The organism is Paenibacillus sp. CAU 1782, from assembly GCF_054551715.1.
Window position 1 is genome coordinate 22,793 of the sequence record NZ_JBTOLL010000014.1, and the last position, 12,873, is coordinate 35,665.

Annotated in this window: 13 protein-coding genes; 8 read left to right on the forward strand and 5 right to left on the reverse strand. The window is 53.3% G+C overall.

Going from position 1 to position 12,873, the window contains the following annotated elements; all coding sequences use genetic code 11:
• Positions 1-113: 113 nt before the first annotated feature.
• Positions 114-1,091, reverse strand: a complete 978-nt coding sequence (locus ACX93W_RS20970; RefSeq protein WP_459394323.1) for an aldo/keto reductase — start codon at positions 1,089-1,091, stop codon at positions 114-116.
• A 244-nt stretch (positions 1,092-1,335) separates the two neighbouring features.
• On the opposite strand from ACX93W_RS20970, the gene ACX93W_RS20975 reads away from it, so the two are divergent.
• The 4 genes from ACX93W_RS20975 (at position 1,336) to ACX93W_RS20990 (ending at position 3,757) form a co-directional block, all read left to right on the forward strand.
• Positions 1,336-2,508: an MFS transporter gene (locus ACX93W_RS20975; protein WP_459394324.1), complete on the forward strand. Its 1,173-nt coding sequence runs from the start codon at positions 1,336-1,338 to the stop codon at positions 2,506-2,508.
• Positions 2,505-3,113 (forward strand): TVP38/TMEM64 family protein, encoded by a 609-nt coding sequence (locus ACX93W_RS20980; RefSeq protein ID WP_459394325.1) that lies wholly within the window; start codon positions 2,505-2,507, stop codon positions 3,111-3,113. The genes ACX93W_RS20975 and ACX93W_RS20980 overlap by 4 nt, the downstream gene beginning before the upstream one ends.
• A 139-nt stretch (positions 3,114-3,252) precedes the next feature.
• Positions 3,253-3,396, forward strand: a complete 144-nt coding sequence (locus ACX93W_RS20985; RefSeq protein WP_459394326.1) for a hypothetical protein — start codon at positions 3,253-3,255, stop codon at positions 3,394-3,396.
• A gap of 70 nt (positions 3,397-3,466) precedes the next feature.
• Positions 3,467-3,757, forward strand: a complete 291-nt coding sequence (locus ACX93W_RS20990) for a transposase (RefSeq protein WP_459394327.1) — start codon at positions 3,467-3,469, stop codon at positions 3,755-3,757.
• A 60-nt stretch (positions 3,758-3,817) separates the two neighbouring features.
• Here ACX93W_RS20990 and ACX93W_RS20995 read toward each other — a convergent pair whose 3' ends face one another.
• A complete protein-coding gene (locus ACX93W_RS20995) occupies positions 3,818-4,945 on the reverse strand; it encodes a DNA alkylation repair protein (protein WP_459394328.1) in 1,128 nt (375 codons plus the stop codon).
• A 74-nt stretch (positions 4,946-5,019) separates the two neighbouring features.
• The gene (locus ACX93W_RS21000) at positions 5,020-6,795 is read right to left on the reverse strand and encodes an ATP-binding protein (RefSeq protein ID WP_459394329.1); all 1,776 of its coding nucleotides are present in this window, start codon (positions 6,793-6,795) and stop codon (positions 5,020-5,022) included.
• Between the two features lie 232 nt (positions 6,796-7,027).
• On the opposite strand from ACX93W_RS21000, the gene mscL reads away from it, so the two are divergent.
• Together mscL and ACX93W_RS21010 are read left to right on the forward strand one after the other, a co-directional pair.
• Positions 7,028-7,489 carry a large-conductance mechanosensitive channel protein MscL gene (mscL, locus tag ACX93W_RS21005; RefSeq protein WP_459394330.1) on the forward strand — a complete coding sequence of 154 codons (462 nt, stop codon included), beginning with the start codon at positions 7,028-7,030 and terminating at the stop codon, positions 7,487-7,489.
• Entirely contained in the window at positions 7,482-9,329 is a 1,848-nt protein-coding gene (locus ACX93W_RS21010; protein ID WP_459394331.1) for an NUDIX hydrolase, read from the forward strand. Before mscL ends, ACX93W_RS21010 begins: the two co-directional genes overlap by 8 nt.
• 604 nt (positions 9,330-9,933) lie before the next feature.
• Here ACX93W_RS21010 and ACX93W_RS21015 read toward each other — a convergent pair.
• Both ACX93W_RS21015 and ACX93W_RS21020 read right to left on the reverse strand, forming a co-directional pair.
• Complete coding sequence (locus tag ACX93W_RS21015; RefSeq protein ID WP_459394332.1) at positions 9,934-10,947, reverse strand: zinc-dependent alcohol dehydrogenase family protein; 1,014 nt, start codon at positions 10,945-10,947, stop codon at positions 9,934-9,936.
• A gap of 175 nt (positions 10,948-11,122) precedes the next feature.
• Positions 11,123-11,548 (reverse strand): hypothetical protein, encoded by a 426-nt coding sequence (locus tag ACX93W_RS21020; RefSeq protein ID WP_459394333.1) that lies wholly within the window; start codon positions 11,546-11,548, stop codon positions 11,123-11,125.
• Positions 11,549-11,821: 273 nt separating this feature from the next.
• Between ACX93W_RS21020 and ACX93W_RS21025 the strand changes: the two genes are divergently transcribed.
• Together ACX93W_RS21025 and ACX93W_RS21030 are read left to right on the forward strand one after the other, a co-directional pair.
• Complete coding sequence (locus ACX93W_RS21025) at positions 11,822-12,550, forward strand: AzlC family ABC transporter permease (RefSeq protein ID WP_459394405.1); 729 nt, start codon at positions 11,822-11,824, stop codon at positions 12,548-12,550.
• A complete protein-coding gene (locus ACX93W_RS21030) occupies positions 12,547-12,870 on the forward strand; it encodes an AzlD domain-containing protein (RefSeq protein ID WP_459394334.1) in 324 nt (107 codons plus the stop codon). Before ACX93W_RS21025 ends, ACX93W_RS21030 begins: the two co-directional genes overlap by 4 nt.
• Positions 12,871-12,873 lie beyond the last annotated feature (3 nt).

The following is a 12,873-nucleotide window of genomic DNA, read 5'->3' on the forward strand; positions in this document are numbered from 1 at the left end:
CCCGCTTATACGCAGCGCCAGCCGCCGGTATTACGACCGGCAAGCTGGCGCTCTTTTTTGTAGTCGAGATAATTAGGCGGAGAAGGAATCTCCCACGCCCGTACATGCATTATCTACCAGGCGTATGCTTTCGGCGCATCTCCGCCGGGTCCCGGGAATATCTCGTCGAGCCGTTCCAAAGCGGATTCGTCCAGCTTCACCTCAAGCGCCTCCAGAGAACGCTCGAACTGCTCTAATGTACGCACGCCGATTATCGGAGCCGTCACCGCGGGATTGGCAAGCAGCCATGCCAGCGATACTAGATCTTCCGCATGTCCCAGCTCGTCGCAAAGCTTGGCATATTCGTCCAGTTGAGCGCGATGTTTCTCCAGTCTTTTTTCGTCCCCGCTTCGGCGTCCGCCGTCCTTGCGGCGATGATTGCCGCTCAGCAAGCCGCCATCCAGCGGGCTCCACGGAATAACGCCTAATCCCAGCGCTTTGGATGCAGGCAGCACCTCAAGCTCCGGCAAACGGCAGAGCAAATTATATTTATGCTGTTCAGACACCAAGCCGAGCTGCCCTCTGGCTTTTGCTTCTCCCTGCGCTACAGCGATGTCCCATCCGGCAAAGTTGCTGGAGCCGACATAACCGATCTTCCCTTGAAGCTGCGCTTGCTGGAAAGCTCCCCATAGCTCGCTCCAGTTCACATTCCGGTCGACATGGTGCATTTGGTACAATTCGATATGATCAGTCTGAAGACGCTTTAACGATCCTTCCAGATGGCGGCGTATTTTGTACGAGGACAATCCTCTTTCACGGTTAGGACCATCGTGGGAGTCATGCATATCGCCATATACTTTGGTTGCCAATACTGTACTTTCCCGGCGTCCTCCGCCTTTGGCAAACCATTTGCCGATGATTTCCTCCGTACGCCCTGAATTTTCGCCCCACCCGTAAATATTGGCAGTGTCAAAAAAGTTAATGCCCGCATCGCGCGCGGCATCCATAATACGGAATGCTTCCTTCTCGTCCGTATCGACGCCAAAGTTCATCGTTCCCAGACAAAGACGACTTACCCGCAGACCCGATTGGCCCAGGTATGTAAATTCCATGCGGCTTCACCCTTCCTTAAATGGATTGGATAATGGATTACCCTCTCAGTATAACGGATTGTGGACATGGATCAAAGCCGAGCTATCTCCATAGGACCCGAAAGCTCCAATGCAGCCGATATCCCACATTTGCAACCTGCCAACCGAAGACAGGTGATTTGCGGCGTTCCTCATTTTGGAAATGGGACATAATTCAGTATAATGGAAAAAACAACTATCTCTTGTTAAAAGAAGGAGCTTGATCGTGTCTACAGGGACATCCTCGTGGTTCAAAGGAGAGATGAGCTTGCTCTCCATTACGCTGCTGATTGTTCAATTCGTGCGCGGCGCCGTGTTGATCAGCCTGCTGCCCATTTACGGCGCGGGAACGCTTGGCCTTTCGCCGGATATCATCGGAATTGCCATCTCCGCACACTATATAACGGATACCGTTCTGAAAATAGCTATCGGCTATCTGCTTGACCGGTTTTCACCGGGCCTTATTCTGAAGATCAGCCTGTTTATAGCGCTGGCAGGCGTATATTTCCTGCAATTTGCCGACGTGCCATGGATGTTCATTGGCGCTGCCGCCCTTTACGGAATCGGCATGTCTCCAATCTGGATTATTTGCCTGACCAAAGTATCCGCGCAGCATCGGGCTACACAGATGGGGACGCTGTATACGATTTGGCTGATCGGGCTTGGCGGCGGTCCCATTTTGTGTAATATTATGCTGGATTACAGCGCCGAATGGACTTATCAGCTGCTTCTGCTGCTCTCCATGGCAGCTGCGCTGCTTGGGCTGGTCATGAGACCGGCAGCGTCCATCAAGCTGCAGCTTGTGCCCTTCGGCGAGCAGCTTCGCACGCTGAAGAATCAGCTCTTCGCGATGCGCATGCTGCTGCCTGGCATGATTCTGCAAACAATGGCGGCAAGCATGCTGCTGCCGATTCTCCCCCATTATGCCGTGGACAAGCTTGGCTTCAGCGGGGCGCAATATTCCTTCCTGCTGGCTTCGGGCGGTCTATTCGCGGTTGCGGGACTTATCCCCATGGGACGTCTGTCAGACCGGTTTGGAGGGCAGAAGTTTTTCCTTGTCGGCGGCTTCTTCGCTTTTGCGGTCGGGCTATGTCTGTTGGCAAGCGGCCTCTCCTTTTGGTATTGTTTATTTATTGCACTGGGACTCGGCTTGTCCTATGCAGCGATACTGCCTTCATGGAACGCTCTGCTTGCTTCCTACGTACCACCTAAACAGGAAGGCGTAGGGTGGGGGCTTCTGTCCACCTTTGAAGGAGTCGGCGTAATGGTCGGCCCCATCGCCGGGGGCGTGCTTGCGCTTCATGGCGGCGAAACCGCCGTATTCTGGAGCAGCGCGGCGGTGTTTGCACTGATCGGATTATTTTATGCCAGATGGAAAGGGATTGGACATTTACGATGAGCGCGTTGCAAGACTGGATCAACAACTTAAAAAACATGGATATTCACAGCATACAGCAAACCTTGGAGAGCTACTCTCAATTCGGTCCGCTGCCGGGCATACTGATGCCCTTTATTGAAGCCTTCCTTCCTTTCCTGCCGCTGATTCTTATCATTGCGGCAAATGCCAACATCTACGGTCTGGGATTCGGGTTCCTTTTCTCATGGATCGGAGTTGTCGGGGGCGCTTTGCTTCTGTTCCTGCTCTGCCGCACGTTAGGCAAAAACGTACAAGCCAAATTGCTGAAACGATTTCCGAAATCTGCCCGCTTCTTCAACTGGGTGGAGCGGAGAGGCTTCACTCCTCTATTCCTGCTGGCTTGCTTCCCGTTTACGCCATCTGTGGTTATCACGGTTGTTTCCGGCTTAAGCCGGGTGCCGTTCCACACCTTTTTTCTGGCAACGCTGCTTGGCAAAGGCGTCATGATTTTCTGCATATCGATCATCAGCTTTGATATCAGTAATTTGGTGGAGGAGCCTTGGCGAATCTTTGTGTCCGTTACCGCGGTGCTCGTCATGTGGTTCGGGGGTAAACGACTGGAAAATCGTTATCAGGTAAACGGCTGATAGGAAATGCGATTTTGTGGCAGACTAGGGTGTGTCTTCAAACTCCGAGAAGAGCAGATGCTGTTGAGCGAGTTTGAAGCCGCGCCCTAGCCTGATCTTTCACGATAAGATCCATATGCCTGAAGAAGGAGCGATCGCCATGTCCGGCAAACACCACTCTAATCAGCAGTTGGCTGCAAGCAAGGCGCAGTCTCTGGGAGACCGCAAGCTGGGAATCAAGCAGGAAGCCAGCAAGCTTCAATCTGAAGCCGATACCGCCGCTGTGCCCAAGCATGGTCTGTAGAATGACAATGCAATCCATCATTTGACGCAACGCTTAACCCACCATTTTGAATAAAGGGGCAATGGGCAGCATGAGCAATCACGAAAAGCATCGGATGGAGCCCATCTCGGGCGAAACCGTAGAAGCTGACGGCGTTTACCGCAATGAATGGGGAAGAGACGAGCAGATGAAACGAGGCGAAACGTTTCCTTCCGATCCCATCCTAGGCTCGACGGAATGGAAACAGGTGGAGCTGGATTTCAACAATCATCATGACGGGAAAACGGATCCCCGGTTGGTACCGCATGACGATGACGACAATTCGGAAGCCCATATGCAGCATCCGCGCCGCCACACAACAAGCAACAAAAACAAGGAATAAGCCACGAGCAAAGACGCTTTCTAACCCGCCTCGAGCGGGGAGAAAGCGTCTTGGTCTATTTTAGCTTGGCTCTAGCAGCGTCAGCGATGTTCGGGCAACCTCTACGCCATTAACCCATAGCGTTACGGCATGCTCGCCTGGATAGTGCTTGCGGGTAGTCAAATCAGCGAATCTATGCGTCCGGGCTCCCTCTCCTTGCTCTCCAGTGTTATATTCCCGATCCGACAACAAAAAACGCTTTAATGATGTTTTTCCGCCAGACTTCACAAAATCGATCCCGTATTCCACACGCAATTTAAGCGCGTTGGACCTGTCACCGTCTTGACTCGTCCTGAAGCGGTAGCGGATAACCGTCTCTCCCCCAAAAGGAAGGATATCGTCGCTCACGCTAATGGCGGCCTCCATTACCAATCCGCCTCCATCGCATTCGCCGCTAGGGGCATAGCCAAATAACGCCATGGCTTCCCGGTTGCCCCTCTTGACCAGCGTGCGGCAGGCATGCCGGACAATCCAATCGGTTTCGGCCGTATGGCCGAGCCAGCTTCCCGCCACTTGCAGCACCAGCGCGGGATGGTCCTTGGCGATATCGTTCAGATTGTTGGCTACGCTGCGCCTGACATACAGCGATTCGTCATTTTTGAGCATCTCCAGAATTGGCAATAATGGCTGGGGATCCTTCTTGAACAGCGGCAGCGATTGTCCCCAAGGCAAGCGGGGACGAGAGCCTTCGCTGGCAAGCCGCCGGACATGCTCATTGGGATGAGCCGCCCATTCTTTAAGCTGAGGAAGCATTTTGTGCGGATGCTCCAATATAAACGGGCGTACGGCAAATTCGGAGCTGGAGCGGCAGGTAAACCTGGCAAGCGCCTCCATCGATTTTCCGAAATGCCGCTCCTCCCTGCCGAATACCTCCACAAAATCAGGGAAAAACAGATAGGGAAATCCGGTGCACTGCTCGTCCACCCGATATAAAATGGCCAAAGCCTCCTCGTAATCTCGAGGCAGCGATGCTCCCAGCGCTTCCGTAATGCGCCGGATTCTTTCTTTCAACTCAAGATCCGCCCAATTCCCGCTCCTGACGCGCTGAATGAAAGCCGCCTCGTCAAATTCGCCCCACGCTGTTGTCACGATGTGCGCGAATGTTTCAAGAAATTTTCCGTCATACATATTTTTTAACGGCTCCGCCAAGTGGGTTCCTCCTACCATTCCATATGAGATCACACGTTCGTATTTGTTCATCTATAGATATACCATAAACCGCTCTACTTTTCAACCAGCTGGGGCTGAACGGCATGATGCTGCGGCAGGCTGACGGTAAAGGTTGTTCCCGTCCCCATCTGACTTTCCGCTACAATTGTCCCCTGGTGGTTATCGATAATTTTATAGGTGACCATGAGACCAAGGCCGGTCCCTTTATCCTTTGTCGTATAGAAGGGCTGTCCAATTCTGGCCAACTGCTCCTCCGGCATCCCGCTTCCTTCATCCCTGATCATAATGGAATGGTCCCCTCCGTCCTCATCCGCTTGCCGGAAAGCTACCGTGACCGTACCTCCGTTATGCATGGACTCCATGCCATTTTTGAGCACGTTAATAAACACTTGCCTGAGCTGGCTTTCTACGCCTCTAACCCACAACGGCTGCGGCGCATCTCCCAATTCCAGCTTGATGCCTCCGGCCTTGGCCTGATTGTGAAGAAACTGAATGCTCTCTCTGAGCAGCACTCTTAAATCGATGACTACAAAATCGTTCATCTGAGGCTTGGATAACATCAGCAATTCACTAACGGTAGTTTCGATTAGAGCCAGCTCGGAGTTCATGATGGCAGAATAGCGGTCATTGGGTACCCGTCCGGTGGCAATCAGTTGGATAAAACCTTTAAGCGAGGTTAGAGGATTGCGAATTTCATGGGCAATGCCTGCCGCCAGTTGTCCGGCGATCGTAAGCTTTTCCGCGTTCACGAACAATTCTTCATTTCTTTTCCTCTCGCTGATGTCCCTAATAATGGCCTGCATAATGGGCACCCCGTCCAGCATTGCGCTGGTTCGGACCACTTCCGTCAAAATCAGCCCTCCCTCCAGCGTAATCCACTGGAGCTCGACCGTGCTGGAAGGCAGCTCTTCTCCGGCCCGGATGCCGCCAAGCCATTCCGCCATTTCTTCATGATACGGTTTTTGCAGCAGGTGAAAAATGGAGGTGCCCAGCAATTGGACTTCATGGCTTGCTCTAAACAATGCCAGTCCCGAAGGGTTGATATACTCCCACCTGCCGTCCTTAATCAGTACAATGGTGTCCAGCGAGTTTTCCACCAGCAGCTTGTACCTTTCATCCATGGCGGCAAACTTTCGCTGAGTCGACCAGGTTACCAGACTGAAGCTGGTAATCAAAAAAGCAGCCAGCCACAGAATCACAGCCAGCAAAAGCAAATATTCATTCAGCCGGTCGATGGTCAGGATGTCCCGGTATTGGATCATTAGCGCATGAAGCCCGAGCTGATGCATCGTCACTCCGCCCGCTCCCATCAGAATTGCTCCGGTAACGGCATAATAACGAGGCTTGCAACGAATCATGCTGAACGTAAAAAAGGAAGCAAGCCAAATAACGATGAAGGAGAGGATAAGCGGGAATGCCGAAAAGGTGTAGTATACAAAGGAGGGTGCCAGGAATGACAGGTAATGGAGCATGGCGGCGGCGGAAGCCATCAAGGCGGAAGCCGCCAAATCCGTCAGCCTTGCCGAAAACGGCTTGCGGATATGCAGGAGAAGCGCCCCGTACACCGTAACGATCGTGATGGCAAAAATAAAAACCATGCTCCAGTTAACGACCAGCATACGATCCGAAGCCAGCAGCGCAACCGTATTTTTCGTCCACAGCCCGAGTGAAAAAACGACGGCCGCTCCCAGAAGGGGCGTATATAGCCATGGTCTTGGTTTGGACGAGACCTGATGAACGATTTTGATCATCGTATAGGAAACATAGCTTAATATGGATATGGATAGCAATAAATAATAGGGGTTGCCAATCCATGCAAAAATGTTCATGGCGATCCTCCCAAATGAAATTATGAACCCGTCGTCACCAGATGTTATCAGGAGTCTGTCCGGCTTATGTGGTAAAAAGTTCGACATATTCCCAAAATATCCTTTTATTCAAAAAGGAATGAAGTTTTCAAGTGTGCTTTTGTGCGCTCCGGTCCTTGCTTTGTCGTATTAGTAGTGCTAGATTTGATCATAATGATAGCAAGCAAACTGATAGTCTGGGGGTTTTATTGATATGAAAATGTTAAATGAATTCAAGGAGTTTGCCGTAAAAGGCAATGTTGTCGATCTGGCCGTGGGTGTTATTATCGGCGGCGCTTTCGGCAAAATCGTGACCTCTCTGGTCAATGATGTGATTATGCCTCCGATCGGAAGAATAATGGGAGAGGTAGACTTTAAGGATTTGAAGGTTTATTTGGCCGACCCCTCAGGGAAAACCGGAGATGATTTGGCTGCTGTGCCGTCCATTAACTACGGACAGTTTATTAATGTGATGATTGATTTTATTATCGTGGCATTTTGCGTGTTTTTATTGGTGAAAGGCATTAATGCTCTGCGCCGCAAGAAAGAGGATCCAAACGCGGCAAAACCGGAGCCTAAGGAAAAGGAATGCCCTTACTGCCTGTCGCAGGTTCCTATAAAGGCGACTCGCTGCAAGCATTGCACCTCCCAGTTGGAGTCGGCCGCTAATGCCTGATGAGTTTTTTGACATTTATGACCGGGAGCTGAACCCTATCGGTACAGCTTCCCGCCGGGAGGCGCATGCCAACGGGTATTGGCATCGCACCTTCCATTGCTGGCTGGCAAGACGCTCCGGCGGACGCCAGCTTGTCCTGTTCCAGCGCAGACAGCTCGGCAAGGATACCAATCCCGGCTGCTACGACATTACGGCAGCCGGGCATCTGCTCGCTGGCGAAGGCTTGCCCGATGCCGTCCGGGAACTGGAAGAGGAGCTTGGCGTGTCCGTTTCGTTTCAGGAGCTGATCCACCTCGCGCAGGTGCGGGAGGAAGCGGAAGGCCTCGTTGACGGGAAGCCGTTTATCGATCGCGAGGTTAGCGATGTGTACGGTCTTGTCACCCCTATTCCGCTGGAGTCGCTAGTGCTTCAGCGGGAAGAGGTGGCCGGCGTCTACGAAGCGGATATTGCCGAGCTGCTGGCGCTTTTTCGCGGCGAACGCGACAGCTTGAGCGTTCGCGGCATTGAGCATGCGAATGGGCCGGCAGCTCGGGAAGGGCAAAGCGCCGGGAAGCAAGCGATGGCCGTCGAAGTGCGGAACGGCGATGCGCGAGCGAACGCTGACGAAGTGCGGGACGGCGTTGCGCGTGCGGCGGCTGACGAAGTGCGGGACGGCGCTGCGCGTGCGAACGATGACGAAGTGCGGAACGGCGCTGCGCGTGCGAACGCTGACGAAGTGCGGAACGGCGATGCGCGTGCGGCGGCTGACGAAGTGCGGGACGGCGCCACGCATGCGAACGCTAACGAAGTCCGGGACGGCGTTGCGCAAGCGACCGTTAACGAAGTGCGGGACGGCGACGCGCGTGCGAACGCTGACGAAGTGCGGAACGGCGTTGCGCGTGCGAACGCTGACGAAGTGCGGGACGACGACGCGCGTGCGAACGCTAACGAAGTGCGGGACGGCGATGCGCGTGCGAACGCTAACGAAGTGCGGAACGGCGATGCGCGTGCGAACGCTGACGAGGTGCGGAACGGCGTTGCTCATGCGGCGGCTGACGAAGTGCGGGACGACGACGCGCGTGCGAACGCTGACGAAGTGCGGAACGGCGATGCTCATGCGGCGGCTGACGAAGTGCGGGACGACGACGCGCGTGCGAACGCTGACGAAGTGCGGAACGGCGATGCTCATGCGGCGGCTGACGAAGTGCGGAACGGCGTTGCGCGTGCGAACGCTAACGAAGTGCGGAACGGCGCTGCGCAAGCGACCGTTAACGAAGTGCGGGACGACGACGCGCGTGCGAACGCTAACGAAGTGCGGGACGGCGTTGCGCGTGCGAACGCTAACGAAGTGCGGAACGGCGCTGCGCAAGCGACCGTTAACGAAGTGCGGGACGACGACGCGCGTGCGAACGCTGACGAAGTCCAGGACGGCGTTGCGCAAGCGACCGCTGACGTAATGCGGGACGGCGTTGCGTGTGCGAACGCTAACGAAGTGCGGAACGGCGATGCGCAAGCGACCGTTAACGAAGTGCGGGACGACGACGCGCGTGCGAACGCTAACGAAGTGCGGGACGGCGTTGCGCAAGCGACCGCTGACGTAATGCGGGACGGCGTTGCGTGTGCGGCGGCTGGCGGCGATCGGCACAGCCCCGAGACGCAAACGGCGGCTGGCGGCAAACTAATTCAGGTACCGTTGGATGGAGGGTTATTGGCCCCCGATGCTACTGGAGACATCCCGTTACTGGTTGGACACGCCAATGAATACAAGCTCGTCAGCCGAGTCATCACTGCCGACCAATTCGTGCCGCGCCAGCTTTCCTACTATTTGAATGTGCTGGAAAGGCTTCAAGCCTGCACTTAGCCCGACTCTTACGGACATCGATGGCCGTTAGAGGCTTCTTTTTGTAGAAAATCGATTTCTAACGGTCATGGGCGGCCGTAAGCGCCCATATTTGCCTCAAATTTGTTATTTTCAAGCGCTAGCGGACATCGATGACCGTTACAATCGCGGAATTTAGCTATTTGAGGCTCTAACGGTCAAAGATGACCATTACAATGGCGAGATCTGGCCATTTGGGACTACGACGGTCAGGAATGACCGTCGCTATGGCGGAATCTCACCATTTGAGGCTCTAACGGTCAGGAATGACCGTTACAATGGCGAGATCTGGCCATTTGAGGCTCTAACGGTCAAAGATGACCATTACAATGGCGAGATCTGGCCATTTGGGACTACGACGGTCAGGAATGACCGTCGCTATGGCGGAATCTCACCATTTGAGGCTCTAACGGTCAGGAATGACCGTTACAAAGGCGGAATCTAGCCATTTGGGACTACAACGGTCAGGAATGACCGTTACACTCGCAGAATCTAGCCATTTGAGACTCTGACGCTCAGGGATGACCGTTACAAATGCGGGCTCTCCATCTGAGGCCCCATATCTCGGGCCCTGTGGTTAGCTCCGCTACATTTTGATTTGAACCTTCAACCAGTCGGGGTTTCGTTGCCCGGCGAAATATTGCGGCGCTTCCTCCAGCGTAAGCTCCTTGGAAATAAGGGGCAGCAGGTCGAAGCGTTTTTCTTTTACCCAATGAAATGCCGGAAGGAACGTGCCGTTAATCGCCATGGAGCCCAGCAGCGTCCAGTCTTTCTGGTAGAGTGCAAAAGGAGACAGCTCAATGACCGCGTTTGTAGATGCTACGCCAAATTGCAAGTACTTCGCGGTTGGTCCCATGTATTGAAAGGCCTCAGCAATAACGGCCGGGATTCCGGTTGCATCAATGACGATGTCAAAGCCGTTGCGGTATGCCTCTGTTTCAAGCAGCTTCGCCGCTTCATTCGCCAATACGCCCCGCGTCGCTCCAAATCCAACGGCCATGTCCAGCTTTTCCCGGTTAATGTCGGATATGACAAGCTCCGATGCCCCGGAGCGGATCAACGCTTGAACGAGCTGCTGCCCCATGGCTCCCGCTCCAAACAACATCACCCTGTCACCGGCTTGCACCTGAAGGCGATTCATCGCATGAACCACACAGGCAATCGGCTCTACAAATGCAGCTTCCTGAAAGGAAAGGCCATCCGGCAGAGTCACAACATTTCGAGCCGGCACTGCGACATATTCCGCCATGCTTCCGTCTACGGTATTGCCAAGCGCTTTCCAATTGGAGCAATGATTAGTCCGCTTGGTCAGGCAATAAGAACATGACCCGCAATAAAGCGACGGGTCTGCCGTTACTCTATCTCCTTTGGAAAAGCCATGGACGGCTGAACCAATTTCATGAATGGTCCCCGCAAACTCATGCCCCGGTATGATGGGATACGGCGATACATATTCCCCTTCAAAAATATGGTGATCCGTTCCGCAAATCCCGGTGCGTTCCACTTTGATCGTTACTTCGTCGGGCTTGGGCTCGGGATAGGCAACCTCCTTGACCACGGCTACTTTCGGTGCTTCAAATACGAGCGCTTTCATCTGCATCGGGTCTCACTCCCTTTTTGTCTGTTGCCTCTTATTCTATCATGAATAAGACGGCAAACAAGCGGGCCTCGGGGACAAAACCCCGCAGCCCGCCTGTCTTGTCCATGCACAGCAAGAGAATGGCAATGCAATCTAGCATTAAACTACAGTGCAGCCAATCGTTTACTACCAGACTCTAGAATAAACCAAACCCGCCGCCGAACCCGCCTCCATATCCAAAGCCATTTCCATAACCGTTGTGCAGGCTTCTGACGCAAATATCAAAGGTAACCGTAGCTGCGCCGTCTCGTCCAAAGCTGCATATTTTCACACAATCGAAACCGGGCTTTCTGAAGAAGCATACGACTCTCGAGCGGTGGCCGGCCAGTAGAAAGTTGATTGTTCTGGCATCACAGTGCCTGATTGCATGAACCAGCATTCTTGCGTTACGGCGGTTGCGCAAACGAGCGAATGTTCTGCTCAAATCGCGACTGACTTCCTGAATGCCTTCCACTGCAAATTCTTCCCGATGATGACGACGACGACGACGACATTTTCTTCTGCTGGCTCCTGCTACATCGCCGACTCTGTTCCAGCCGCTGACTTTCATTTTTTTAGACATAAGCATCCTCCTCCCTGATCCGCTTACTCTATTCTATGCGCTTTTCGTAGAAGGGTATGGGTAAGTATAGACAGGCATTCGTTGAAATGCGCTGCGACTCCCTTAAGCATGTCCTTCAAAAAGACCACTCGCCTCCATTCATTTACAGATTGCGGTTCAAGTCGACTTCGCAAACAGGTCTGCATTATAATGATCATAGTCTTCAATGAAACATCACCTACTATTCCTATCTTTTTTATGTAAAATGGAGCTTTTCCGCAAAGGAGTCTTGTCATCGTGAGTTCACCCATAAACGCAACTGCCGTTCCACACGTCGAAAATAGCTACTGGCAAGGCATCAAGGATTGTGTTCCAACCTTGCTTGGTTATATCAGCATCGGCTTTGCATTCGGAGTCGTCGGCATTTCATCCGGCATCAGCGGGCTGGAGGTTGCACTGCTTGCTTTTCTCGTATACGGCGGCGCGTCTCAATTTATCTTCTGCGCTTTGCTGGTGGCGAATAGCCCCGCAGCCGTTATCATTTTCACTACGTTTATGGTGAATTTGCGCCATTTTGTGCTTAGTTTGACTCTGACCCCCCATTTCTCGCGTTATTCGCTTGGCCGCAATATCGGCATCGGCATTTTGCTGACGGATGAATCGTTTGGCGTTGCCGCCGGAAAGCTTGCGAGCGGTTCTAAGCTTGGCGACAAATGGATGTACGGCCTCAACCTGGCTGCTTATATATGCTGGGGAATTTCTTGCATGCTGGGGGCCATTGCGGGGCAATGGGTGGAAAATCCGGAGCCGCTTGGGCTTGATTTTGCCCTGACAGCCATGTTTGTTGCGCTGCTTGTGCTCCAGATCGGAGAGGGGATCTCCTCGAAAATCAGGACAAGTCTGACGTTGATTCTATGTACGGTAATCGCGATGGTTGTTTTTTCTTCTTTTATGCCGACTTATATCGCTGTGTTGCTCTCTACCATTTTGGTAGCCGGCCTGGGGGCGGTGATGGAGCGATGAGCACAAGCATGCCGATGTTCTGGCTGATTGCCGCCTGCGCTATCGTCACCATCTTGCCCCGTATTCTGCCATTTATGCTCGTGAGAGGAGTGACTTTTCCCGCTCCCGTACTCAAATGGCTCAGCTATGTGCCGCTTACTTTGTTAACGGCGCTAATTGTGGAGGGAATGCTTATCCAAGACGGGGGCTCGCTTGGATTGAACTGGCAAGGACTCCTTGCCCTTATTCCTACAGCCGCCGTCGCCATATGGACCCGCAGCTTGTCCGCAACAGTCATTGTTGGAGTATTGGCGATGGCGGCCGTGAGATTTTTGCTGTAATAG